Annotated in this window: 18 protein-coding genes; 15 read left to right on the top strand and 3 right to left on the bottom strand. The window is 38.0% G+C overall.

The annotated features are described in order from the left end of the window. Positions 1-37 precede the first annotated feature (37 nt). The 6 genes from ABJH90_RS08195 to ABJH90_RS08220 all read left to right on the top strand — a co-directional run bounded on the left by ABJH90_RS08195 (position 38) and on the right by ABJH90_RS08220 (position 5,784). Positions 38-1,747, top strand: a complete 1,710-nt coding sequence (locus tag ABJH90_RS08195) for a phospho-sugar mutase (RefSeq protein ID WP_348138202.1) — start codon at positions 38-40, stop codon at positions 1,745-1,747. Then, positions 1,747-3,576 (top strand): ABC transporter ATP-binding protein, encoded by a 1,830-nt coding sequence (locus ABJH90_RS08200; protein ID WP_348138204.1) that lies wholly within the window; start codon positions 1,747-1,749, stop codon positions 3,574-3,576. The genes ABJH90_RS08195 and ABJH90_RS08200 overlap by 1 nt, the downstream gene beginning before the upstream one ends. A gap of 60 nt (positions 3,577-3,636) precedes the next feature. Then, positions 3,637-4,179 carry an RNA polymerase sigma factor gene (locus ABJH90_RS08205; RefSeq protein ID WP_348138206.1) on the top strand — a complete coding sequence of 181 codons (543 nt, stop codon included), beginning with the start codon at positions 3,637-3,639 and terminating at the stop codon, positions 4,177-4,179. Positions 4,180-4,297: 118 nt separating this feature from the next. Beyond that, the gene (locus ABJH90_RS08210) at positions 4,298-4,810 is read left to right on the top strand and encodes a hypothetical protein (protein ID WP_348138208.1); all 513 of its coding nucleotides are present in this window, start codon (positions 4,298-4,300) and stop codon (positions 4,808-4,810) included. Next, the gene (locus tag ABJH90_RS08215; protein WP_348138210.1) at positions 4,803-5,255 is read left to right on the top strand and encodes a hypothetical protein; all 453 of its coding nucleotides are present in this window, start codon (positions 4,803-4,805) and stop codon (positions 5,253-5,255) included. Before ABJH90_RS08210 ends, ABJH90_RS08215 begins: the two co-directional genes overlap by 8 nt. A gap of 181 nt (positions 5,256-5,436) precedes the next feature. Continuing rightward, positions 5,437-5,784: a DUF6515 family protein gene (locus tag ABJH90_RS08220; RefSeq protein WP_348138212.1), complete on the top strand. Its 348-nt coding sequence runs from the start codon at positions 5,437-5,439 to the stop codon at positions 5,782-5,784. An 81-nt stretch (positions 5,785-5,865) separates the two neighbouring features. On the opposite strand, the gene ABJH90_RS08225 is transcribed toward ABJH90_RS08220, so the two are convergent. After that, positions 5,866-6,894 (bottom strand): oxidoreductase, encoded by a 1,029-nt coding sequence (locus ABJH90_RS08225; protein ID WP_348138214.1) that lies wholly within the window; start codon positions 6,892-6,894, stop codon positions 5,866-5,868. A 193-nt stretch (positions 6,895-7,087) separates the two neighbouring features. Between ABJH90_RS08225 and ABJH90_RS08230 the strand changes: the two genes are divergently transcribed. From ABJH90_RS08230 to ABJH90_RS08265, 8 genes are all read left to right on the top strand, one after another. After that, on the top strand, positions 7,088-8,299 hold the full coding sequence (locus ABJH90_RS08230; protein WP_348138216.1) for a methyltransferase domain-containing protein: 1,212 nt from the start codon (positions 7,088-7,090) through the stop codon (positions 8,297-8,299). A gap of 99 nt (positions 8,300-8,398) precedes the next feature. Beyond that, on the top strand, positions 8,399-12,076 hold the full coding sequence (purL, locus tag ABJH90_RS08235) for a phosphoribosylformylglycinamidine synthase (protein WP_348138218.1): 3,678 nt from the start codon (positions 8,399-8,401) through the stop codon (positions 12,074-12,076). Continuing rightward, positions 12,046-12,528, top strand: a complete 483-nt coding sequence (locus ABJH90_RS08240) for a GNAT family N-acetyltransferase (RefSeq protein WP_348138220.1) — start codon at positions 12,046-12,048, stop codon at positions 12,526-12,528. The genes purL and ABJH90_RS08240 overlap by 31 nt, the downstream gene beginning before the upstream one ends. A 146-nt stretch (positions 12,529-12,674) precedes the next feature. Then, a complete protein-coding gene (locus ABJH90_RS08245; RefSeq protein ID WP_348138222.1) occupies positions 12,675-14,447 on the top strand; it encodes an AMP-dependent synthetase/ligase in 1,773 nt (590 codons plus the stop codon). 138 nt (positions 14,448-14,585) lie between these two features. Beyond that, entirely contained in the window at positions 14,586-15,050 is a 465-nt protein-coding gene (locus tag ABJH90_RS08250; RefSeq protein ID WP_348138224.1) for a MarR family transcriptional regulator, read from the top strand. Continuing rightward, complete coding sequence (locus ABJH90_RS08255) at positions 15,047-17,452, top strand: 3-hydroxyacyl-CoA dehydrogenase/enoyl-CoA hydratase family protein (protein WP_348138226.1); 2,406 nt, start codon at positions 15,047-15,049, stop codon at positions 17,450-17,452. The genes ABJH90_RS08250 and ABJH90_RS08255 overlap by 4 nt, the downstream gene beginning before the upstream one ends. Positions 17,453-17,456: 4 nt before the next feature. Next, positions 17,457-18,647, top strand: a complete 1,191-nt coding sequence (locus ABJH90_RS08260; RefSeq protein WP_348138228.1) for an acetyl-CoA C-acyltransferase — start codon at positions 17,457-17,459, stop codon at positions 18,645-18,647. 21 nt (positions 18,648-18,668) lie between these two features. After that, positions 18,669-20,480, top strand: a complete 1,812-nt coding sequence (locus tag ABJH90_RS08265; RefSeq protein WP_348138230.1) for an acyl-CoA dehydrogenase family protein — start codon at positions 18,669-18,671, stop codon at positions 20,478-20,480. Between the two features lie 84 nt (positions 20,481-20,564). Here ABJH90_RS08265 and ABJH90_RS08270 read toward each other — a convergent pair whose 3' ends face one another. Further along, complete coding sequence (locus tag ABJH90_RS08270; protein ID WP_348138232.1) at positions 20,565-22,595, bottom strand: dihydrofolate reductase; 2,031 nt, start codon at positions 22,593-22,595, stop codon at positions 20,565-20,567. Between the two features lie 160 nt (positions 22,596-22,755). Between ABJH90_RS08270 and ABJH90_RS08275 the strand changes: the two genes are divergently transcribed. Continuing rightward, positions 22,756-24,192 (top strand): aminotransferase class V-fold PLP-dependent enzyme, encoded by a 1,437-nt coding sequence (locus ABJH90_RS08275; protein ID WP_348138234.1) that lies wholly within the window; start codon positions 22,756-22,758, stop codon positions 24,190-24,192. Between the two features lie 46 nt (positions 24,193-24,238). Here the strand turns inward: ABJH90_RS08275 and ABJH90_RS08280 are convergent, their stop codons facing one another. After that, positions 24,239-26,038: a glycoside hydrolase family 15 protein gene (locus tag ABJH90_RS08280; protein WP_348138236.1), complete on the bottom strand. Its 1,800-nt coding sequence runs from the start codon at positions 26,036-26,038 to the stop codon at positions 24,239-24,241. Positions 26,039-26,109: the final 71 nt, after the last annotated feature.

A 26,109-nucleotide genomic window follows, 5' to 3' on the forward strand; every position in this document is an offset into this window, starting at 1 on the left:
TTGTAATTTTAAATTTTCAATCGAAAATTCCGCGCAAATGGACGACATTATTTCCAATGCCAAAACATGGCAAACCGACTTTTTTGATCCCTCGGTCAAAAAAGAAATTCAGAATCTTATAGCCAATGATCCGGAAGAGCTGAAGGACAGATTTTATAAAAACATGGAATTTGGTACGGGAGGTATGAGGGGTATAATGGGAGTTGGCACCAATAGAATTAACAAATATACCTTAGGAAAAAGTACTCAGGGACTCAGCAACTATTTGAAAAGAGTTTATCCTGGTGAAGACTTAAAAGTAGTAATTGCATATGACTGCAGACATAACAGTGATACCCTGGCAAAGACAGTAGCCGATGTTTTTTCGGCGAATGGAATAAAAGTATTTCTTTTCTCCCAATTGCGGACAACTCCGGAACTTTCCTTTGCGGTTAGATATTTAGGCTGCAATGCCGGAATAGTTTTGACGGCATCACATAATCCGCCTGAATACAACGGTTATAAGGTTTATTGGACAGATGGTGGACAAATCGTGCCTCCGCAGGATAATGAAATCATTGAAGAAATAAATCGGCTGAACTACGAAGAAATTAATTTTAATGCCAATTCTAGCCTGATTGAATTAATTGATAGCGAAGTTGATGAGGCTTTTATACAAGCATCTGTAAAAAATGGAAGCTTTGGCGCTAAGGAGAAGGACAATTTTAAAATTGTCTTTACATCTCTGCATGGAACTTCAATTACAGTTATTCCCGAAGTGCTGAAACGAGCTGGCTACAATAATGTTACCATTATAAAAGAACAGGCTGTCCCAGATGGCGATTTTCCTACGGTTAAATCACCCAATCCAGAGGAACCTGAGGCTCTTACACTGGCAATGAAAAAGGCAGAAGAAATTGGGGCCGATATGGTCGTAGGAACAGATCCGGATAGTGATAGATTAGGAATAGCAGTCCGAAATCCTGAGGGAAAAATGGAACTGTTGAATGGAAATCAAACCATGCTTCTGATGACCAAATTTTTATTGGATCAGAGAGCAAAACAAGGATTTACCGGAAATGAGTTTATAGCCACTACGATAGTATCTACCCCTATGATGGATGAAATGGCCAAAAGCTATGGAGTGGAATGCAAAACGTCCTTAACCGGATTTAAGTGGATTGCGAAGATGATCAAAGATTTTCCCGATCAATATTTTATAGGTGGTGGTGAAGAGAGCTTTGGTTATATGGTTGGTGATTTTGTAAGAGATAAGGACGCGGTTACAGCCACCTTACTGGCCTGTGAAATAGCTACGGATGCCAAAGCTAATGGCAGCTCTTTTTATAATCAGCTGATTGAGTGTTATGTTAATTATGGTTTCTACAAAGAAAAGCTGATATCAATAACCAAAAAAGGAATGAGCGGTGCAGAAGAGATAAGCCAAATGATGATAGATTTTAAAGAGAATCCGGTAAAATCAATGGGAGGCGCAAATGTGGTTATCGTTGATGACTATAACACTTCTACTTCTAAGAACCTGTTAACTGGTGAAGTAAAACAAATTGATATCCCGAAATCTAATGTCTTAATCTATACCACCGAAGATGGAACCAGAATGGCTGCCAGGCCCAGTGGCACAGAACCAAAAATTAAATTTTACTTTAGCATAAATACCAGATTGGATTCTGCAGAAAACTTTAAAAAAGTAGATAAGGAAATGGATGCACGCATAGAAAAGATTCTTACAGAACTGAAGCTTCGTTAATGGAATATTTTAAAAAAATCCTGCGTTTTGCCATCCCGTATCGCAGGTACGGATTCTTAAATATTTTTTTTAATATTCTTTATGCGCTTTTTAGTGCGCTTTCCTTTGCTGCCCTGATTCCGATGCTGGATGTACTTTTCGACAAAACCCAAAAAGTGTATCAGGCACCTGCATATAGTGGATTTGGAAACTTAAAGGACTATTTACAGGAGTATATAAATTATAGAGTTACTGCTTATTCGGGAGATGATGAGATGAAGGGCTTGGTTTTGGTCATTGGTTTGGTACTGATTCTCTTTCTCCTTAAGAATCTATTTAATTATATGGCCATGTATTTCATTACATTTTTAAGGAATGGTGTCCTGAAAGACTTAAGAAACAGCATGTACCAAAAAATTGTGGACCTACCCCTGTCGTATTATTCAGAGAAAAGAAAAGGCGATGTTATGGCGCGAATATCGTCTGATGTTCTTGAAATTCAATATTCTTTTCTATCTATCCTGGAGCTGATAGTTAGAGAACCACTTACGATCATTTTCACAATAACTATCATGTTTTTAATAAGCGTGAAGCTTACCCTCTTTGTCTTTATTTTTATTCCAATTGCAGGTATGATAATTTCCCGAATAGGAAAATCTCTTAAAAAGAGTTCAGATAGTGTGCAAAAAGAACAAGGTGAATTCCTTTCAATAATTGAAGAAACTTTAAGCGGACTGAGGGTTATAAAAGCATTTAACGCAGAATCTAAATTCTACGAGACGTTTAAAAGTTCTACGGAACGCTTTTTTAAATTTTCTAACAAATTACTAAACAGACAAAATCTCGCATCCCCTACTGGTGAATTTTTGGGCATACTTGTAATTGGTGTCCTTTTATGGTTTGGAGGAAAAATGGTACTTATAGATAAGACTCTGGGCGCATCCGAATTTATAGCATATATGGGATTAGCGTATAATATACTTACTCCGGCCAAACAGATTAGCAAAGCCTTATACGGGGTCAAAAAAGGCAATGCGGCTGCCGAGCGAGTTTTAGAAATTTTAGAAACAAAAAACCCCATCGCTGAAAAGAAAGATGCAATTGTAAAAACTGATTTTAATACAGGGATAACATTAGAAAATATAGCTTTCAAATACGAAGATGAATACGTTTTGTCTAATTTTAATCTTTATGTTCCAAAAGGCAACACTGTCGCTTTGGTGGGCCAGTCCGGTAGTGGTAAAAGTACAATTGCTAACCTGGTTACCAGATTTTATGATATCAATGAAGGTGAAATTAAAATAGATAATGCGAATATTAAGGACCTCACTAAAAAATCACTAAGAGATCTAATAGGGCTGGTAACGCAAGACTCTATTCTATTTAATGATTCGGTAAAGAATAATATTGGGCTTGGAAAAGAGAATGCCACTATTGAAGAAATTAAGGCTGCTGCTAAAATTGCCAACGCTCACGACTTTATAATGGAATTGCCACGAGGCTATGACACAAGTATCGGTGATAGTGGTAATAAGCTAAGTGGAGGGCAGAAACAACGTCTTTCTATTGCCAGAGCCGTTTTAAAGAACCCTCCGGTTATGATTATGGATGAGGCCACTTCCGCCCTTGATACTGAAAGCGAACGGCTGGTACAAGATGCACTCGAAAAAATGATGCGTAACCGCACCTCTATTGTTATCGCTCACAGATTATCTACCATACAAAATGCGGATACCATTGTTGTGTTACAGAAAGGCAAGATTGTAGAACAGGGGTCCCATAAAGAACTGCTAAAATCGAGTGGTATGTATAAGAACCTGGTAGATATGCAAACACTGGGTGTAATATAAATTTAAAATGTAATTAAACCTTTTAAATTCAACGCAGTCTTAAATAAATAAGTATTTGCTTTGATCGCCGAAGAAACCTTAATAGAAAATTTAAAGCAGAAAGATACCCAGGCCAAGGCCTTTGAGGTGCTAATTAACACGTACAAAGAACGGCTTTACTGGCATATTAGGCGAATAGTGCTCAATCACGACGACACAGATGATGTATTGCAAAATGCTTTTATCAAGGTTTTTAGAAATATTGATAACTTTAAAGGAGATAGTAAATTATATTCCTGGATGTACAGGATTGCTACTAATGAAGCGCTTTCATTCCTTAAGGTAAAGTCCAAAAAATTAGGGGTCAGCAATGACGAACTACAGGAAAGATTGGCTAATAATTTACAGGCAGATGTTTACTTTGAAGGTGATGAAATACAATTGAAATTACAAAAGGCTATTGCTCTATTACCAGAAAAACAGAAATTGGTTTTTAATATGAAGTATTTTGAAGAATTAAAGTACGAGGAAATATCGGAGATATTAGAAACTTCGGTAGGTGGTTTAAAGGCTTCTTATCACTTAGCAGTTAAAAAAATTGAAGCCAGTTTAAAGGAAGAATAATTAAAGTAATGTTTATTCAATATATTTAGGTTTAAGGTAAATTGAGAAAATATTAAGTAAAATGATATAAGACCTGTTAAATTAAACCTTTTATGACATTGAGAGTCAAACCATAAGGATGGGTGAAAAAAGAAAAAATAGTGGATTTAAGACCCCGAAGGGGTACTTTGAAGGCTTTACGGATGATCTTTTGAACAAAATGTCAAAAGAAACTTCGGGTCTTCCTAATAAGGACGGATTTAAAGTTCCTGAAGGCTATTTTGATAATTTAAATAAAGAAGTACTAGAGAAAGTAACTGAAAAGGAATCAAAAGTAATAAGTCTCAGATCCTATAGAAAATACTTTTATGCAGCAGCCTCTGTAGCCGCAATTTTGTTATTAGTATTTAGTATTCAATGGAGGGATAAAAGTAGTTTTACTTTTGATGATCTGGCCAGAACGGACATTGAAATTTACCTCGAGGAAAACGAACTGGGAATGAGCAGTTACGAACTGGCGGAGGTACTACTAACAGAAGAATTGGAAGTAAATGATATTCTGAATAGTGAACTCGATGATGAAAACATCATAGATTACCTTGAGGATAACATTGATGATATTGATGAATTAAATTTGGAGATCGATGAATAATTTCAGCAAAATATGGGTGTTTATAATGCTGTTTTTAACAGTTGTAAGCGTGTCGGGACAAGGAAGGCCCGGAATGGACAAAATTAAATCCCTGAAGGTTGCATTTATAACAGAAAGGGTGGGTCTTACCAGTAAGGAGGCCACAATGTTTTGGCCCGTTTACAATGAGCATGAGGAAGCGCTAGCACAAATTCGCAGAAAGGAACGTGTAGAAATAAGAAGCAAAATGGCCGATTTTGAGAACTTAAGCGAGAATGAGGCCAGTAAACTCTTAGATCAACTTATTGAGCTTGAGCGAGAGAAACAAGAGCTTAATATAATTTTCATATCAAATATTCGGGAGGTTATTTCACCTAAGAAAACCTTTCTTTTAATTAAAGCCGAAGAAGATTTTAAGAGGCGTCTGCTGAAACAAATTCAGCAAAGGAGGCAGGGCGGAGGATAAATTAACAGAGCTTATTGAATTATAGAGGAAACCTTTTGGTTTCCTTTTTTGTTTATTAAATCAAAAATGAAACACTTTCATTCTAAACTTCAACTACTAGTTTATCAAAAAATAAATAAGCTTTAATTAAACCTTTACTTTAATTCAAAGTCTTATCTATATAATCAATAAAAAAGAAGTTATGAAAAGTTTAAAACTATTAGTAATCATTGTCTTATTAGTTGGTGCTACTTCAACAGTAGCCGCTCAGCGCACAGTAAAGGTATATCCTAGACAAGGTACGGTTGTTACAACTGTATACCAGCCCAGACTTGTTGTGCACAAAGGAGTAAATTTTCATTTTTCCAAAGGTGTCTGGTACAAAGCAAGAGGAAGAAAATACGTTGTATGTGCAGCTCCTGTGGGAGTTAAAGTGAGACAGCTTCCTTTAGGAAATAAAGTCGTTGTTCGCGCAGGCAGGAAGTATTATACATATAATGGAGTTTTTTATAAGAAAAAGGGGCGTAACTATATAGTAGTTAGTGTATAGTTCGTTTGGTTTTGATTTGGTTACCACGATAAGTGGTTAGGTTGTTGGTGATTAAAAAGGGAAGTACTTATGCTTCCCTTTTTATTTAAAAGTAAGTTTGGCAATGCGATTTTTTCCTGCAGCATAGGCCACTGAGTCATTCTGGAATCGTATAGTGTAGAACCCTTCGTTTGAAATAGCCTTCCAATTCAGCCCCATATCCTGGGAATATGATATTCCTGTAAATCCAATAGCCACAATCTCTTTGCCTTCAGAATTAGGAACAAATTGGATGCAACTCTTGTATCCAGGTTCTTGATTATTAGCAAGTAGCTCCCAGCTCATACCTCCATCACGGCTAATCGCCTTATTAGCTAAGCTTTTATCGGGATCTGTATAATCTCCTCCAATAGCTATTCCCAATGAGCTATCGTAAAAATCCATCGAATAAATACCTTGTGTAGGTTTATCTCTAAGGATGGGGGTTTGTACAACGTTCCATGATAACCCCTTGTCATCAGTATAAAAAATGCGTCCTTTAGTTGTTCCTATCCAGCCTTTATTTTCCTTAAGAACAATATTGGTATTACTGGCAGCAAAAGCGCCCTCTCCTTCAAGCGCTTCAGGTAATTTGTCACAAGAGAGTTTTGTCCAGCTATATCCACCATCTCTGGTTATAATAATAGAAAGACAACCTCCAACATTATCCCCTATAGCTATACCTTCTTTATCATTCCAAAAAGTCATGGCATCATAAAAAACATTCTCTCCTTCTTCTGTGTAAACCAATTCCATACTTCCCTTTTCTCCTGTTTTATATAACAGAGCAGGATTTGCAACGGAGAGCATAAAAAAATCGGTTGATGTGTGTGCTATTGCCCTAAATTCGGGTAAAATGCTATCGTATTCTTGACTGTTGGTCCTAACCGTTTTGGTCTGCAGGTCAATTGTGCCAAAAACACCTTTATTAGCTGCAAAACCTAAACTACCGCCCATTAGTTCAATTGCTCTTATACTTAAGGAATCCTCATAAAGAACTTCGACCCTAACCTCTGTAAAGTCCGGTCTGTTAATAGGTTTCTTGCAGGAATGAATTATAAATAAAGTAATGAATAAGACAAAATAGCGCATGTGTAAATGTAGGAATAAAACCGGGTTTTGAACCAATAGAAAAAGACGATTATTCCGTTGCTCAATAGTACTATCTCGAAAATTGTGACGGAATTTAGCAATTAAAAAAAAACAAAAAACTATGTTTAGTTGCTATGGTGTAATTGATTGGTTAAAAATTAAAAGCAATACCTTTGCCTACTAAATTTTGCAGATGCGGTTACATAGAAATTTGGTGTTTGCAGTGGTAGACGCACTCAACCTCATATTTAACGAAGGAGAATATGCCGATAAGGTGGTGGAAAAGACCTTGAAGCACGACAAACGATGGGGCTCGAGAGACAGAGGTTTTATTGCTGAAACCACCTATGATATAGTCCGTTGGAAACGTCTTTATTCAGAAATTGCAGAGGTAAGTGCTCCTTATTCCAGACCAAACTTATTTAGGCTATTTGCCGTATGGGCGGTACTTAGGGGAATACAACTACCAGATTGGAAACAAATAGAAAAGACTCCAACCAGGAGAATAAAAGGGAAATTCGATGAGCTTTCGAAAATCAGAAAATACAGAGAATCTATTCCAGACTGGATAGAACAACTGGGTTTAAATTCATTGGGAGAGGAGTTATGGACAAGGGAAATTGCAGCATTAAATAAACAGGCTCAGGTAATTCTAAGGGTCAATACACTTAAAACAACTAAAAATAATTTAAGAAACATTCTTTTAGAAGAGGGCATTGAGACCGAAACTATTGAGGGTTATCCCGATGCCTTGAAATTAAAAGAGCGTACAAATGTTTTTAGGACAAAGGCATTCGCTGAAGGCTTTTTTGAAGTGCAGGATGCCTCATCACAAAAGGTTGGATATTTTACAAAGGCTGAACCGGGGTTACGGGTAATTGATGCCTGCGCCGGAGCTGGTGGTAAAACTTTGCATTTAGCCGCTCTAATGAAAAATAAAGGGCAACTTATTGCCCTTGACATCTATGAAAATAAATTAAAGGAACTAAAGAGAAGGGCTAAAAGAGACGGGGGCCATAATGTAGAAACAAGAGTGATAGTCAACAGCAAGGTTTATAAAAAATTATATGCAAGTGCTGATAGAGTGCTAATAGATGCCCCGTGTACTGGACTGGGTGTACTGAGACGCAATCCGGACGCCAAGTGGAAATTGCAGCCGGAATTTCTGGACAAGATTACCAAAGTACAACAGGAAATACTGAAAAATTACAGCAAGATGGTAAAAGAAGGAGGCAAACTTATATATGCTACTTGTTCTATTATACCACAGGAGAATACAGAGCAAATAAAGCAATTTTTGGATTCTGAAGAAGGAAAGGTATTCTCTCTGGAGGAGGAGATGAACATTTATGCGTCAGAAAGTGGATTTGATGGTTTCTATATGGCTCGAATGATCAGGAAGTAATGAACAATTCCGTTTGAAAACTGTTAACTTTTCTCTTGAAAAAACCCATATTAATAATGTAAATTTGTGCTTTCGTAATCCTAATTTGTAATACGTTCCATGATTCAATTCTTTGGAGACCTCAGCACTAAAGTTTTTGCAGTACAAACTAAACAAGAACTTTCTGAAAAAGACATTGAGAAACTTAGTTGGTTATTTGGGAATCAATCCAGAATAAATGTGGCGTCTATAGACGCCTTTTTTGTTGGACCAAGGGCTGCTATGATTACCCCCTGGAGTACTAATGCCACGGAAATAACTCAGAATATGGGTGTTTTCGGAATTCTTAGAATAGAAGAATTTACACCCGTGGATGAAAACTTTAAAGGTTTTGATCCAATGCTCTCACAAAAGTACCAAGAGTTAAATCAGGAGATTTACAGCATTGAGACGGAGCCTCATCCAATTCTTGAAATAGATAATATTTCTAAATATAATAAAGAAGAAGGATTGGCCCTAAGCCCGGATGAAGTAGAATATCTCGAAGGATTATCAAAAAAAATAGGTCGGAAATTAACAGATTCTGAAGTCTTTGGATTCAGTCAGGTAAATTCTGAACATTGCAGGCACAAAATTTTTAACGGGACTTTTGTTATTGATGGTCAGGAAATGCCATCCTCACTTTTCAAGCTGATAAAAAAAACAGCTAAGGAAAATCCAAATGAAATTGTATCGGCATATAAAGACAATGTAGCTTTTGTAAAAGGTCCTAAAGTGGTTCAATTCGCTCCAAAAACTTCTGATAAACCAGACTTCTATCAGGAAAACGAGTTTGAATCTGTTATTTCACTAAAAGCCGAGACTCACAACTTTCCTACTACCGTAGAACCTTTTAATGGGGCAGCCACGGGTTCTGGAGGTGAGATACGGGATCGATTGGCAGGAGGTAAAGGTTCATTACCCATAGCAGGAACAGCCGTATACATGACCTCTTATTCACGCCTGGAAAAAAACAGGCCATGGGAGAATGGTATGGAGGAAAGACCATGGTTATATCAGACCCCAATGGATATTCTTATAAAAGCTTCCAATGGTGCTTCTGATTTTGGCAACAAATTTGGTCAACCTTTAATTTCAGGATCTTTATTGACTTTTGAACACGAAGAACACTCCAGAAAATTGGGTTATGATAAAGTTATTATGCTCGCAGGCGGCATTGGTTATGGTAAAGCGGACCAGGCCCTAAAAGGAACTCCAAAAAAAGGAGATAAAATAGTAATTCTTGGGGGTGATAATTACCGCATAGGAATGGGTGGTGCTGCCGTTTCAAGCGCCGATACCGGTGAATTTAGTTCATCTATAGAATTAAATGCAGTGCAGCGATCGAACCCGGAAATGCAAAAACGCGCGGCTAATGCAATACGGGGCCTCGTAGAAAGTAAGGAAAATCCCATAGTTTCTATTCATGATCACGGTGCCGGCGGGCATTTAAACTGTTTATCAGAATTAGTGGAGGAGACAGGAGGCAAAATTGATCTGGATAAGCTCCCTATTGGTGACCCCACGCTTTCTGCCAAGGAAATTATAGGGAATGAATCTCAGGAACGCATGGGGCTCGTTATGGGTACCGAAAATATGGGGTTATTACATAGAATTGCCGATAGGGAACGCTCTCCAATTTATGATGTAGGGGATGTTACCGGAGACAATAGATTCACTTTCGAATCTGAAACAAAAGGAATCAAGCCAATGGACCTTGAACTTTCCGACATGTTTGGCAGCTCTCCAAAAACTATCATGGATGATATTACAGTAGACAGGAAGTATCAGGAAACAAATTATAAAATAGAATTTTTTCACGACTACCTCGAACAAGTCCTTCAGCTCGAAGCTGTTGCCTGTAAGGACTGGTTAACAAATAAGGTAGACCGATGTGTTGGTGGCAAGGTTGCCAAACAGCAGTGTGCCGGTTCTTTGCAATTACCCCTTAATAATTGTGGAGTCATGGCATTGGATTTTAAAGGCCGGGAAGGTATTGCGACTTCTATTGGTCATTCGCCGATAAGCGGATTAATTGATCCAATCGCAGGTAGCAGGAACAGTATTGCCGAGGCCCTTTCAAATATTGTCTGGGCACCTCTAAAAGACGGCTTAAAATCGGTTGCTCTCTCAGCTAATTGGATGTGGCCATGCAGAAACGAAGGAGAAGATGCCAGATTGTATGAAGCAGTTAAAGCTATATCGGATTTTGCTATTGAACTTGGGATAAATGTCCCCACCGGCAAGGATTCATTATCCATGAAACAAAAATACAATGATGAAGAAGTTATTGCACCGGGGACAGTAATAATTTCAGCAGCAGCAAATTGCACGGATATTACCAAGGTAGTTGAACCTGTATTTCTAGATAATGCAGGAAGTATTTATTATGTAAACATCTCGCAGGATGCATATGAGTTAGGTGGTTCATCTTTTTCACAAATCCTCAATAGAATTGGTGAAAAAGCCCCTACAATCAAAGAATCGGCATATGTGATTGATGTATTTAACACACTTCAGGAATTAATAAAAGATGGACAAATTGTAGCCGGCCATGATGTCGCTTCAGGTGGATTGATAACCACGCTTTTGGAAATGTGTTTTGCCGATGTTAATCTGGGTGCTTCTCTGGATCTTTCAAATCTGGCTGAAAAAGATACTATCAAATTACTTTTTGCAGAAAATTCCGGACTGGTCTTTCAAGCCAAAGATGATTCGGTAGAAGTAAAAATGCAGGAGGCCGGAATAGATTTCAAGAAAATTGGGGAAGTTATCCAACAACCGCACTTGAACTTAAAAAATCAAGAAGTTGAAATAGGTTTGAATATTAACAGTTTACGGGATATCTGGTATAAAACTTCTTATCTCTTAGACGAAAGACAAACCTCTGATAATCTTGCTAAATCAAGATATGAAAATTATAAAAAACAACCTCTGAATTTTAACTTCCCATCATATTTTCAAAATCAGTATCCTGAAAGAAGTGCTGAAAATATAAAACGTCCGAAGGCAGCAATATTAAGAGAAAAAGGCAGTAATTCTGAACGTGAAATGGCCAATGCAATGTACCTTGCCGGATTTGATGTCAAGGACGTCCACATGACCGATCTCATTTCGGGGAGGGAAACCCTGGAAGACATACAGTTCATAGGCGCTGTGGGCGGATTCTCCAATTCAGATGTTTTGGGAAGTGCCAAGGGCTGGGCAGGGGCATTTAAATATAATGAAAAGGCAAGGCAATCACTTCTGAATTTTTTCGATAGGACAGATACGCTATCGGTTGGTATTTGCAACGGATGTCAGCTTTTTATGGAATTGGAATTAGTGAATCCTGAACATAAAGTTCATGGAAAAATGACTTTTAACGATTCGCATAAGCATGAAAGCAGTTTCACCTCAGTGAAGATTGAAGACAATAATTCGGTAATGCTTGCTTCTCTTTCAGGAACATCTCTTGGGGTATGGATATCACATGGTGAAGGGAAATTTAGTCTTCCATTGACCGAAAAAAATTATGATATTGTTGCTAAATATGGTTATAGTGACTATCCCGCTAATCCCAATGGAAGTGATTTTAATACCGCTATGATGTGCGATAAAACAGGAAGGCATTTGGTAACCATGCCACATATAGAACGTTCTATTTTTCCATGGAACTGGGCATATTACCCGAGGGATAGAAACGATCAAATATCACCCTGGTTAGAGGCGTTTGCTAACGCCAGAAAATGGATAGAAAAACAAAACGAAGATTCTTGAATATTCGCAGGGCCAATAAAAAGGACGTACCAGCCATCGTAGGACTCATAGCCAACGATGAATTAGGCAGGTTAAGAGAAAACTTCAAAACTCCTTTACCTCAGCAGTATATAAATGCATTTGACAATATTAATTCGGATCAAAACCAGGAATTAATAGTAATGTTAAACGACTCCGGAACTGTAATTGGCACCTTACAACTGAGTTTTATTCAATATCTAACTTATCAGGGAGGCATAAGAGCACAAATAGAAGCCGTTAGAGTCCATGAGAATTACAGGAATAAAGGAATTGGGCAGGAGCTTATAAAATGGGCCATAGATCGCGCTAAAGAAAAAGGAGCACATGTAGTGCAGCTTACTACGGACAAAAAAAGAGATGCGGCCGTTAAATTTTATGAAAAACTAGGGTTCATAGCGTCCCATGAGGGTATGAAACTTCATTTGCACTAAATAATTAATTGACCTTTTAAGATCATATTTATTATTAGATCATATTTTATTATCAAATTATTAGAAATTAAGGTCTTTTTTTAGTAATCCCGCTTTATAAAACCGTTCCCTTTTCTTATTTTGCAATTACCATTCAGAAACTGAGTATGCAAAATATAACCCGTCTTTTTGATTTTCCTTATTACCAATTAGAAAAATTTGATCTCAAGAATGCCCTTGTAACAAAATATAATGGGGAGTGGATTGCAACTTCTACCAGAGAGTATATAGATAAGGCAAATACAGTGAGTAGGGCTTTGCTAAGATTAGGCGTAAAACCAAATAACAAGATTGCTCTGATTTCCATGACCAACAGAACAGAATGGAATATTATGGACATTGGGATTTTACAATTAGGTGCACAAAATGTGCCAATTTATCCCACAATTTCAGAAGAGGATTATGCCTATGTTCTCAACCATTCAGAATGTGTTTATTGTTTTGTATCCTGCAGTGAGGTTCATCAGAAAGTTAAAGCGGTAAAGGAAAAGGTTCCTTCCTTAAAGGAAATATATTCTTTTGATGAACTAGGGGACTGTAAGAACTGGAAAGAAATATTGCAACTAGGAAAAGACGAGTCAAACCAGAGTGAAGTAGAAAAGCTTAAAGACTCCGTAAAACCCGGGGATCTGGCTACATTAATTTATACATCCGGCACAACGGGAAGGCCAAAAGGAGTAATGCTTTCTCATGATAATATTGTAAGTAATACATTGGAAAGTTCAACAAGATTGCCAATTGCTGACGGTGCAGTCAAAGCGCTTAGTTTCTTACCCGTTTGCCACATTTATGAACGAATGCTAATGTATTTGTATCAGTATAGAAGTGTTTCTATCTATTTCGCTGAATCTCTGGAAACGATTAGTGAAAATTTAAAAGAGGTTGAGCCCCATGTCATGACAGCTGTTCCCAGACTTTTAGAAAAGGTTTACGACAAGATTATTGCAAAGGGTGCTGACTTAAAGGGCATTAAGAAATTCTTGTTTTTTTGGGCGGTAAAAGTTGGCCTTAGATATGAACCATATGGTCAAAACGGATGGTGGTATGAACAACAACTCAAACTGGCTCGTAAATTAATTTTTAGCAAATGGAAAGCCGGGCTTGGGGGAAATCTTGATCTTATTGCATCGGGAAGTGCGGCCTTGCAGACCAGATTGGCCAGAATTTTTAATGCTGCCGAAATGGGTCTTATGGAAGGTTACGGACTAACGGAAACCTCCCCGGTTGTCTCAGTAAATGACATGCGCAATAATGGCTTTAAGATAGGAACTGTGGGTAAACCTATAGGACGTACTGAAGTAAAGATTGCCGCAGATGGTGAGATTTGTATAAAAGGTCCACAGGTAATGATGGGCTATTACAGAGATGCCCACAAAAGTGCTGAAGTACTAAAAGACGGCTTTTTTCACACAGGCGATATTGGTGAAATTGATGCCGATGGTTTCCTAAGGATTACAGACCGTAAAAAGGAAATGTTTAAAACCTCGGGAGGTAAATATGTAGCACCTCAAGTATTGGAAAACCGATTTAAGCAATCCAGATTTATTGAACAAATTATGGTTGTTGGTGAAGGAGAGAAAATGCCTGCTGCACTCATCCAACCCAATTTTGAGTTCTTAGAGGAATGGGCGGTAAGGCATAAGCTAAGTCTGGGAACCAATACCGAATGTGTTGTTAATCCAAAAGTTTTGGTCAGATTTCAGGAAGAAGTTGATCACGCCAATGAAAAATTTGCCAAATGGGAAAAAATTAAACAGTTTAGACTTACCCCAGATGTCTGGGGTGTTGATACAGGTCACCTCACCCCTACTATGAAACTTCGCCGGAAGATTATTAAAGAAAAGTATATGGACCTCTACAATCAAATATATGGGCATTAATAGCAGATACTTCTTATTAAGGGGATCAGAACTACTTGATTTGACCTAAATTCCTTTTTAAAATCAACAGTTATTCTTAAAAATTTATTATGCATGCATAATAAATTTTTATATCTTTGAGGATCAATTGAAGATTTTATGAAGGATATAACCATAGATTATGCCTTGCGTGCTACCTGGCAATCCGTTGCCAAAATGTATAATGAAGAAGCCAAACATTTTGGCACAACAATGGCAGTTGGTTTTACACTGCTAAGTATAGATCCTAAAACCGGTACCCCATCCACATCCCTGGGTCCTAAAATGGGAATGGAGGCCACTAGCTTGTCCCGAATACTAAAAAGTATGGAAGAAAAAGGGCTAATTATTCGTAGGCCTAATCCGGATGATGGCCGTGGCGTTTTAATACATCTTACCCCTTTTGGTCTTGAAAAACGTGAAGATTCCAAAGATGTTGTTTTACGGTTTAATGATGTTATTAAGCAAAATGTTAATGAGGGGAAGTTGAAAAACTTTTTTGAGGTTATGGAAACCATAAACAACCTTATTACTGAGAAAAAAATATATAGAAGGAATACAAAATTAAATAATCACCATCAATGAATAAGCACATTAAAAAGGTAGCTGTCATAGGTTCTGGTATAATGGGTAGCGGAATTGCCTGTCACTTTGCAAATATTGGAGTTGAAGTACTATTACTAGACATTGTTCCCAGGGAACTTAGTGAAAAGGAAAAATCAAAAGGACTTACACTTAAAGATAAAGCGGTAAGAAATAGAATTGTCAATGATTCCCTGGCAGCGGCTTTAAAATCAAAGCCATCCCCTATCTATCATTCAGGTTTCGCCGGTAGAATTACTACAGGTAATCTTGAAGATGATATAGCGAAAGTAGGACAGGTAGATTGGATTATTGAAGTGGTTGTGGAACGCCTGGACATAAAGAAAATGGTATTTGAGAACCTCGAAAAGCATAGAAGTCCCGGAACATTAATAACGTCCAATACCTCCGGTATTCCCATTAAATTCATGAGCGAAGGAAGAAGCGATGATTTCCAGGAACATTTTTGTGGGACTCACTTCTTTAATCCCGCTCGTTATTTAAAGCTATTTGAAATCATTCCGGGGCCGAAAACGAAACAATCTGTGTTGGATTTTTTAAATAGCTATGGCGAAAAATTTCTCGGAAAAACATCTGTAGTAGCAAAGGATACCCCTGCTTTTATAGGTAACAGAATTGGGATCTTTAGCATTCAGAGTTTATTTCATATGGTCAAAGAATTAGGGCTCACTGTGGAAGAAGTAGATAAGCTAACAGGTCCGGTAATTGGTAGACCAAAATCTGCAACTTTCAGAACCGTGGATGTAGTAGGACTAGATACTTTAGTCCATGTGGCCAATGGTATCTATGAAAATTGTACCGATGATGAACGACATGAATTATTTAAGTTACCGGAATTTATCCAGACCATGTCTGATAACAAATGGCTGGGAAGTAAAACAGGTCAGGGTTTCTATAAAAAGGTAAAGACAAAAGAAGGGAAAAGTGACATTCTTAGCCTGGATCTGGATACTATGGATTACAGACCCAAAAAGAGAGCAAATTTCGCCACCCTGGAAATTACCAAACCCATAGATAAAGTTATTGATCGTTTCAAAGTTTTGGTAAATGGCAAGGATAAAGCCGGCATCTTTTACCGTAAAAGCTTTGCGGCACTTTTTGCATATGTTTCCCACCGCATACCTGAAATAACAGATGAATTATATAAAATTGACGATGCTATGAAAGCCGGTTTTGGCTGGGAACATGGGCCCTTCCAGATATGGGATGCCATTGGTTTGGAAAATGGTTTAAAAATGATTGCAGAAGAGGGTCATAGTCCGGCAACATGGATTCAGGAGCTTAAGGACTCAGGTGTCTCTTCATTCTACAGTATAAAGGATGGGGCTACTTATTTCTATGATATTCCGCAGAAGGCCATGACTAAGGTACCCGGCCAGGATTCATTTATTATTTTAGATAACATAAGAAAATCTAATGAAGTATTTAAAAATAGTGGCGTCGTCATTGAAGACCTTGGTGATGGAATACTAAATGTAGAATTCCAATCTAAAATGAATACTATTGGCGGAGATGTATTGTCTGGTTTAAATACAGGAGTAGACCTTGCTGAGAAGGATTTTCAAGGGCTTGTTATAGGTAATCAGGCGGCTAACTTTTCCGTGGGAGCCAATATAGGAATGATATTCATGATGGCCGTTGAACAGGAGTACGATGAGTTGAATATGGCTATTAAATACTTTCAGGATACAATGATGCGCATGCGTTATTCTTCTATCCCAACAGTCTCAGCGCCACATGGCATGTGTCTGGGCGGTGGTTGTGAGCTATCACTTCATGCTGATAAAGTAGTTGCTGCCGCTGAAACCTATATTGGGCTGGTCGAATTTGGAGTTGGAGTCATCCCGGGTGGTGGTGGTTCAAAAGAAATGGCATTAAGGGCATCTGACATATTCAGAAAAAATGATGTAGAATTAAATGTGCTGCAGGAATATTTTCTGACAATTGGAATGGCCAAAGTGTCTACTTCAGCATATGAAGCATATGACTTAGGTGTCCTGCAAAAAGGAAAGGACATCGTTGTCGTAAATAAAGACCGGCAGATAGCAACAGCTAAGGCCCAGGCGAAACTTTTAGCTGAAGGAGGTTATACCCAACCCATCAAAAGAAAAGATGTAAAGGTTTTGGGAAAACAGGCTTTGGGCATGTTCCTGGTAGGCACGGATTCTATGGAAGCAGGTCACTACATTAGTGAGCACGATAAAAAAATCGCAGATAAATTAGCTTATGTAATGGCTGGAGGAGATTTATCAGAAGCAAGTCTTGTAAGTGAGCAATACTTATTGGATTTGGAACGAGAGGCCTTTTTATCGCTCTGTACGGAGAGAAAGACTTTGGAACGAATTCAACACATGTTAAAAACAGGTAAACCACTTAGAAATTAAAAAAATGAAAACAGCATATATCGTTAAGGCTTACAGAACAGCAGTTGGCAAAGCACCAAGAGGATTATTTCGTTTTAAAAGACCTGATGAATTGGCGGCAGAGACCATCGCATTTATGATGAACGAGTTGCCACAGTTCGATAAAAAGAGAATTGATGACGTTATTGTAGGTAATGCAATGCCAGAAGCGGAGCAGGGACTTAATATGGCTCGCCTTATTTCCTTAATGGGATTGGAAATAGACGACGTTCCCGGCGTTACGGTAAACCGTTATTGTGCCTCGGGGCTAGAAACCATTGGTATTGCTACAGCCAAGATACAGGCAGGCATGGCCGATTGTATAATAGCCGGAGGAGCTGAAAGCATGAGTTATATCCCAATGGGAGGATACAAGCCAACCCCCGATTACGAAATCGCCAAAGAAGGTCATGAAGATTATTACTGGGGTATGGGATTAACAGCAGAGGCTGTAGCAAAACAATTTAAGGTTTCAAGAGATGATCAGGATAATTTTGCATACAACTCTCACATGAAAGCCTTAAAAGCACAAAAGGAAAACAAGTTTCAGGAACAAATCGTGCCAATTGAAGTAGAACACACTTTTGTTAATTCTTCAGGCAAAAAAGAAACAAATACCTACACTGTAAATAAAGATGAAGGCCCAAGAGCAGATACTTCCAAAGAAGTTCTTGCCAAATTAAGGCCTGTATTTGCAGCAGGTGGCAGTGTTACTGCAGGTAATTCTTCACAAATGAGTGATGGTGCAGCTTTCGTAATGGTGATGAGTGAGGAAATGGTAAAGGAGCTAAAGTTAGAACCAATTGCCCGTCTGGTGAATTATGCAGCTGCCGGTGTAGAACCGCGAATCATGGGAATTGGGCCTGTAAAGGCAATCCCTAAAGCATTAAAACAAGCAGGTTTAAAACAGGATGCTATTTCCCTGATAGAGCTAAACGAGGCTTTTGCCTCTCAATCCCTAGCAGTTATAAGGGAATTAAACCTCAATCAGGATCTGGTTAATGTAAATGGAGGAGCCATTGCACTGGGTCATCCCCTGGGTTGTACAGGAGCCAAACTTTCCGTCCAATTATTTGATGAAATGCGTAAGCGCGATATGAAAGGAAAATATGGAATGGTAACCATGTGTGTAGGAACGGGCCAGGGTGCAGCTGGCATCTACGAGTTTTTAAATTAAAATAAATTAAAGAAATATAAAATGAGTACGGATACAATTAACAAAGATATCTTACGTGGCGGTCAATTTTTGGTTAAAGAAACAAAATGCGAAGATATTTTTACACTTGAAGATCTGACCGAAGAGCAAAAAATGATGCGTGACAGCACCAATGAGTTTGTAGATCGTGAACTATGGGGGCATTGGGAAAGATTTGAGAAAAAGGATTATGCCTATACCGAAGAGTGCATGCGCAAGGCCGGTGAACTTGGTCTGTTAAGTGTTGCTGTTCCTGAGGCATATGGGGGTCTTGGCATGGGATTCGTTTCCACAATGTTGGTATGTGATTATATTTCCGGCGCTACGGGTTCATTTAGTACGGCCTTCGGAGCGCATACTGGAATTGGTACAATGCCAATCACTCTCTATGGAACAGAAGAACAAAAAAAGAAATATGTGCCCAAACTGGCATCAGGTGAATGGTTCGGAGCTTACTGTCTAACTGAACCAGGTGCAGGATCAGATGCAAATTCTGGAAAAACCAAGGCTGTATTATCCAAAGACGGAAAGCATTATCATATTAGCGGGCAAAAAATGTGGATTTCCAATGCGGGCTTCTGTAAATTATTTATTGTTTTTGCCAGAATAGAAGACGATAAAAACATTACGGGCTTTATAATTGAAAATGATGCTTCAAATGGAATTACTCTGGGAGATGAAGAAAAAAAATTAGGAATTCACTCCTCCTCCACCCGCCAGGTATTTTTTAGTGATACCAAGGTCCCTGTTGAAAATATGTTGTCTGAGCGAGGGAATGGGTTTAAAATTGCAATGAACGCTTTGAATATTGGAAGAATTAAGTTAGCTGCAGCTTGTCTGGAAGCTCAAAGGAGAGTGCTTGGTGAGGCAGTTAATTACGCCAACGAAAGGATTCAATTTAAAACTCCAATCATAAATTTCGGTGCTATTAAAGCAAAGATTGCGCAAATGGCGACGAATGCCTATGCGGGAGAATCTGCCTGCTATAGGGCTGCTAAGAATATTGAAGATAGAATAGCCATACGTGTTGCTGAAGGTAATTCACACCAGGAGGCCGAACTCAAAGGTGTCGAGGAATATGCCATAGAATGTTCTATTCTAAAGGTTGCAGTATCTGAAGATGTTCAACAAACAACAGATGAAGGTATCCAGATCTTTGGCGGAATGGGGTTTAGTGCAGATACGCCAATGGAATCAGCATGGAGAGATGCTCGTATAGCACGTATTTATGAAGGAACCAATGAAATAAACAGGATGTTAGCGGTTGGTATGCTGGTAAAAAAAGCAATGAAAGGCCATGTTGATTTATTGGGCCCTGCAACTAAGGTGGCTGATGAACTTATGGGAATACCGTCTTTTGATACACCTGATTATTCTAAGCTCTTTTCGGAAGAAAATGATATAATCACGAGACTGAAGAAGGTATTTCTGATGGTAGCCGGAAGTGCAGTACAAAAGTTTGGTACTGATCTGGAAAAACACCAGCAAGTGTTATTGGCTGCATCAGACATATTGATAGAAATATATATGGCCGAATCTACTATCCTCAGAACTGAGAAAAATGCCCAAAGATTTGGGGAAGAGAACCAAGCTACACAAATTGCAATGTCCAGGCTGTATTTATACAATGCAGTTGATATCGTGATTCAAAAAGGTAAGGAAGCAATAGTATCTTTTACAGAGGGTGATGAACAACGTATGATGCTTATGGGACTAAAGCGTTTTACAAAATATTCCAATCAGCCTAATGTTGCGGAACTCCGAATGCAAATTGCGGACAAGGTAGCTTCAGATAACAGCTATAGTTTTGATTAAGTGAATTCAATTTATTTTAGAATAAAAAAACCGCTCAATTGAGCGGTTTTTTATAAATAAGAATATCCTTAAATAGCTTTTTGTTTAATTCTGTGAATTTAGAACACCATAACTTGCCGAATAGTTTAACATCTGCTCTTCAAAACTTTCAGGTTGAATTAAATTAACCTCAAGAATCTCACCTTCATCATTAGCAGTTGGGACCAATACAGGGTTAACAAACCCACTATATGGTGCAGACGTAAATTGGGCATTTCTATCCAGTACTTCAGCGTGTAATGCCTGATCTACTTTAACTCCATAACCTTCTACCAATTCCTGAGCAGCTTTAAAATCACCTTCAGACTTTATTCTTTGAGTTTCACGCAATAATTCTCCAAATAATTCACGGAGTGCCTCGTAATCATTGATATTGTAATATGTTTTATCGTCCCTGCTTAGTTTTTCTATGACATTGTTAGGCTTACCTTTTTCAAATGCCCAGGCTGATACCCACTGTCTGTTCACCATATGATCCTCTTCCACATCATCTCCTAATTCTAATCTTATCAATTGGGTAACCATTCCATTTCTTATATACTCATCGTATGAGGCTTTAGCCGTTTCTTCCCAGTTATCCACCAGACCCAATTCCTCTAGCTTAGGATCCATAACAAAATACAGTCCTACAAGGTCTGCTCTACCCTCTTCTATAGTTGATCTATAATTCTTTAAGGTCTCCTTAGGTTGACCTACTCCCGGATTTATTTGTCCTGAAGCATGACCAATTACTTCGTGTAAAGCGGTATGTAATTTATCTGCAAGTTTACCGTATTTTTCTTCAAGCCTGATCTCCTCTTCATCATTGGCAAACTCTTTTAATCTGCCACTACCTCCGGCACTACTATACGCATCAACTATATTTCCCAATGACACAGACTTACTTCCATGTTGCTGCCGTATCCAATTATTATTAGGGAGATTTACACCGATAGGCGTACTTGGGGAGGCATCGCCCGCCTCTCCGGCAACATTAACTGTCTTGTAAGAAACACCAACCACATTGTCCTTTTTATGCTCTTCCATTAAGGTAGAATTATCTTCAAACCATTGCGCATATTCTGAAAGTACAGCCATTTTTCTGGACATATCAAAATCATTTATTTGAATGATACTCTCATATGATCCTCTATAACCCTTAGGGTCGTTATACACTTCTATAAAGCCATTTATCCAATCTATATTTCCCTGAGTGGAAGTTGCCCATTCAATAGCGTACGCATCCCATGCGTCAAGGCTTCCAGTTTTGTAATACTCTACCAGTAATTCTAAAGTTTTAGCTTGTTTTTCGTTTTCGGCAACAGTCTGCGCTTTTTCCAGCCATTTTATTACTTCGTCTATAGCAGTTCCATACAAACCGCCTGATTTCCATACCTTCTCCACCAATTTACCGTTCTCTTTTACCAGAGTAGAATTTAAACCCGTTTCTATTGAACGACCCTCGGGCCCTTTATATGCAGTTTTATAGAATGCATCCACATCCGCATCGGTAATATCCTGACCATAAAAATTAACTGCTGAGGAGGCCACATTATCCACTCCTTTTTTCTTGTTCACCTTTTTGCTATCCGCTTCATTAAATATAACTTCAAAAGCTTCTCCTTCCAGTTCCGTATTTGTTTCTGTAAGTAAATAATTTAAATACTCTTTAGAAAAACCAGGTTCTATTTTATCATTTGAATAATGATGATGAATTCCGTTGGAGAACCATACTCGTTTTAAATACACTTCAAATGAGTTCCAGTCATAGGTAGATTTATCTCCCGTAAATGTGGTGTAAATGCTTTCCAGTGCCTCTCTTATTTTAAGGTTATGCCTGTAATTCTGATCCCATATAATGTCCCGACCAGCTAAACCGGCTTGTGTTAAATAATAAACCAATTCTTTTTCTTTTAAGGTAAGTTCCTCAAAACCCGGAACCTGATAACGGAGTACTCTTAGATCTGCAAACTGATCTACTACGTATTCAAATTCCGTATCAGTGACCAAAACAGTCTCCTCTGGCAATACTTTTTCTTTACAAGACCACAATACTAATATTACAAGAAAACTACCTAGAACATGTTTCAATTTCATGATTTTATACCTTTAAATTTAACCCTGCAAATTTAGCGAAACATTACCAATTTGTAATACTTGTTAGACACAAGTTTCGATGTCTTTTATCCATTTTCTTAACTTGTGAATTAAAAAAGTAAGTCTTGCTTAAAAGGAGCTAACTTTCTAATTTTAAAGAATGGACAAACAACTTTTAAAGGCTGCTTATTCCCCGGAGGATTTTAGACAAAACGGGCATCAATTAATTGATCTTCTGGCCGATCATCTGAATAAAACATTGAATAAATCTTCAACAAAAGTTATCAATTGGGATAACCCTTCGGAAGAATATCAATTCTGGAACAACTTTCTTTTAAATGGAAAACCATCCGATCTGAATAATGAAATCTTAAAGCGGAGCATACACCTGCATCATCCTCATTATATGGGACATCAGATAAGTCCGGTAGCACCAGTTACAGGCCTGACAAGCCTCTTAAATGCGATATTAAACAATGGTATGGGGATCTATGAAATGGGAATGGCCCCAACTGCAATAGAGCGCGTTGTAGTTGAACAATTATGTAAGGAAATTGGATACGATAAAAAATCCGGTGGATTTTTAACATCAGGTGGGACATTAGCAAATCTTACAGCCCTTCTAAGTGCCCGTAAAAAAAGAGCTGGGAATGACGTATGGGAAAATGGCACTTCCAATAAATTAGCCATAATGGTCTCAGAGGAAGCACATTACTGCATAGACAGAGCTGCGCGAATCATGGGATTAGGCGAGAAAGGTATTGTGAAAATACCCGTTGATGAAGGTTTTGCCCTAAAAACAGAGCTATTAGAGCAATCCTACAACAAGACTATTCATGAAGGGTATGAAGTTATAGCTATTGTGGGAAGTGCGCCTTCGACTGCTACAGGTATTTATGACGACCTAAATGCTGTTGGGGATTTTGCTTTGGAAAAAGGAATTTGGTTCCATATTGATGCGGCACATGGAGGCGGAGCTATATTTTCTTCAAAATACAAATCATTGCTAAAAGGAATGCAGAAGGCAGATTCTATTGTTATTGACGGCCATAAAATGATGATGATGCCTTCTATTACAACAGCTTTGTTGTTTAAAGAAGCGGTTGACTCACATAACACCTTCAGACAAAAAGCAGATTATTTGCTTCAGGAGTCCATGGAGGAAGATTGGTATAATCTTGCAAAGCGAACTTTTGAATGCACTAAATATATGATGAGCCTGCATTGGTATACCTTACTTAAAATTTATGGTAAAGATTTATTTGATGAGTTCGTCACAACACTTTATGATCTGGGACAAAAGTTTGGTGCGATTTTAGAAAATGACTCATTCTTTGAAATAGCGGTAAAACCAATGTCCAATATAATTTGTTTCAGAATTATAGATAAAGACTTAGATCTTCCAAGCCTGAATAAGATCAATGTAACAATTCGGCAAAAACTTCTGGAAGAAGGTGAGTTTTATATCGTGCAAACAAAAATTAATGGAATTATTTACCTGAGGGCAACAATAATGAATCCATTCACTACTGAAGAACACTTTAAGGAATTGCTTAATAATATAAAAAGAAAAGCTATTCCTTTATTAAATTCATAAATCATATAACTCAAAAGCACATAGCACTTCAATCTCTGGCTAATTCTTAGCGCATAGACTCTAAAACTTTCTCCTCAGCGGCCTTATTTGCAAAATTAACAGCACATTCTATTAAGGCTAAATGTGAGTACGCCTGTGGGAAATTCCCAAGCAATCTTTTTGTCTTGAAATCAATATCTTCACTAAAAAGGCCTAAATGATTACTGTAGCCTAATATTTTATCAAAAAGCTTTTGTGCCCTTTCTTCTTCTCCTATCTTAAACAGGCTATTTATAAACCAGAACGTACAGATTGTAAATGACGATGAAGGTAATCCAAAATCGTCCTCATTTTTATATCTGTACATCAATCCATCATTGCTTAAATCTTTTTCAATGGCCAATACCGTACTAACGAATTTAGGTTCCCTGGCATTAATAAATCCATAAGACTCCATCAGCAGAACAGAGGCATCCAGATGTTTCGATCCATAAGACTGGGTAAACGCGTTTACATCGCTGTTCCAGGAATTCGAATAAATATCCTTCTTTATTTCCTGTTCCAATTTCACCCATTTTTCAAGTTTCCGGGTTTTTTTTAGTATCCTGGCAACTTTTATTGCCCGGTCTATAGCCACCCAACAAAGCACTTTAGAAAAAGTGAAATGCTTTTCTTCTGTTCTTAACTCCCAAATCCCCTTATCAGCCTCTTTCCAGTGCCGCTGTACGATCCAAACAATCCCTTTGGTAATTCCCCATAGTTCTTCCCCATTCTCTATGTTGGTGCTAAATCTTACCAACTGGGCATGAATTACATCCATTAGAATACCATATATATCATTTTGTTTTTGTGCGTAAGCAGCATTACCTATTCGAACCGGCTTAGAACCTTTATATCCACTTAAATGATCAAGTGTCTCTTCAGTCAGATTTTTTTCCTTATTAATCCCATACATTATTTGGAGTTTCTCGTCTTTATCCGGAATTAGATCAATAACAAACTGTAAATACCTCTTGGCAACGTTTTTATGCCCTAAGTGAGCCATTACTTTAATAACCATTGAAGCGTCCCTTATCCAACAAAAACGATAGTCCCAATTTCTAACTTCCCCTATAGTTTCGGGAAGGGAGGTTGTGGCAGCAGCCAATACAGCACCCGATTTATCATAGCTAAGCAATTTGAGTGTTATGGCACTTCTTGTAATTTCCTTATTATATTGATTGTATTTTGGCGTTCTGTTGGTCCAGTTCAACCAATATACTTTAGTGTTTTCCAGGTCTAAATAAATCTTCCTCGAATCGGGTTGTAGTATCTTCTCATTATAAGTCAGTAAAAAGTACCCGTTTTTTGTGACTTCTATTTCCCTTCCTTCCATGACGGCATTTTTGTTGAAAGAAGTGTACAAAAAGACAGTATCAAATTTTTTGTTGTCTGTAAGACTAACAATAAAGTTTTTTTTTACATAAGACCGGGTCTCTCCCAGGGCATACTCCAGTTTTGGGTCATAGAGTACTTTAAATCTGGGCTTCCCTTTTATGTGTCTCACATGGCGTGCTAATTCGGGTGGTGCATGATAATTTCCATTTTCTGCATAATACCTTGGCATAAAATCGTGCAGTTCAAACGTATTATCTCCATCAGTAAACCTGGTAATCAGGACAGCTGTATTTTTCTTATATCGCTGGCTTATTGAGTACTCTTCTGAAACATGAATTTCAAAGCTGCCCCCAATTTTCTCATCCAGTAGCTTAGCAAAAACTGAAGACGAATCAAATTCAGGTAAGCAACACCATTCCAGGGAACCGGTTTTAGAAATTAATGCTGCACTCCTGCAATTTCCGATAATACCATAATCCAAATTGTCCATAATTAAATTATCCGCTAAAAGTTTCTTTTTAATTGTTATTGCACTGCAATTTGCCGAAATTTAGAAAAATA

Source organism: Eudoraea sp. (genome assembly GCF_039969275.1).
GTDB lineage: Bacteria > Bacteroidota > Bacteroidia > Flavobacteriales > Flavobacteriaceae > Eudoraea.

Excerpts from the sequence above, each read along its gene's own strand:
- ABJH90_RS08195 (WP_348138202.1), top strand. The coding sequence starts at position 38 with ATGGACGACATTATTTCCAATGCCAAAACATGGCAAACCGACTTTTTT.
- ABJH90_RS08200 (WP_348138204.1), top strand. The coding sequence starts at position 1,747 with ATGGAATATTTTAAAAAAATCCTGCGTTTTGCCATCCCGTATCGCAGG.
- ABJH90_RS08210 (WP_348138208.1), top strand. The coding sequence starts at position 4,298 with ATGGGTGAAAAAAGAAAAAATAGTGGATTTAAGACCCCGAAGGGGTAC.
- ABJH90_RS08215 (WP_348138210.1), top strand. The coding sequence starts at position 4,803 with ATGAATAATTTCAGCAAAATATGGGTGTTTATAATGCTGTTTTTAACA.
- ABJH90_RS08220 (WP_348138212.1), top strand. The coding sequence starts at position 5,437 with ATGAAAAGTTTAAAACTATTAGTAATCATTGTCTTATTAGTTGGTGCT.
- ABJH90_RS08225 (WP_348138214.1), bottom strand. The coding sequence starts at position 6,894 with ATGCGCTATTTTGTCTTATTCATTACTTTATTTATAATTCATTCCTGC.
- ABJH90_RS08230 (WP_348138216.1), top strand. The coding sequence starts at position 7,088 with ATGCGGTTACATAGAAATTTGGTGTTTGCAGTGGTAGACGCACTCAAC.
- purL (WP_348138218.1), top strand. The coding sequence starts at position 8,399 with ATGATTCAATTCTTTGGAGACCTCAGCACTAAAGTTTTTGCAGTACAA.
- ABJH90_RS08240 (WP_348138220.1), top strand. The coding sequence starts at position 12,046 with ATGGATAGAAAAACAAAACGAAGATTCTTGAATATTCGCAGGGCCAAT.
- ABJH90_RS08245 (WP_348138222.1), top strand. The coding sequence starts at position 12,675 with ATGCAAAATATAACCCGTCTTTTTGATTTTCCTTATTACCAATTAGAA.
- ABJH90_RS08250 (WP_348138224.1), top strand. The coding sequence starts at position 14,586 with ATGAAGGATATAACCATAGATTATGCCTTGCGTGCTACCTGGCAATCC.
- ABJH90_RS08255 (WP_348138226.1), top strand. The coding sequence starts at position 15,047 with ATGAATAAGCACATTAAAAAGGTAGCTGTCATAGGTTCTGGTATAATG.
- ABJH90_RS08260 (WP_348138228.1), top strand. The coding sequence starts at position 17,457 with ATGAAAACAGCATATATCGTTAAGGCTTACAGAACAGCAGTTGGCAAA.
- ABJH90_RS08265 (WP_348138230.1), top strand. The coding sequence starts at position 18,669 with ATGAGTACGGATACAATTAACAAAGATATCTTACGTGGCGGTCAATTT.
- ABJH90_RS08270 (WP_348138232.1), bottom strand. The coding sequence starts at position 22,595 with ATGAAATTGAAACATGTTCTAGGTAGTTTTCTTGTAATATTAGTATTG.
- ABJH90_RS08275 (WP_348138234.1), top strand. The coding sequence starts at position 22,756 with ATGGACAAACAACTTTTAAAGGCTGCTTATTCCCCGGAGGATTTTAGA.
- ABJH90_RS08280 (WP_348138236.1), bottom strand. The coding sequence starts at position 26,038 with ATGGACAATTTGGATTATGGTATTATCGGAAATTGCAGGAGTGCAGCA.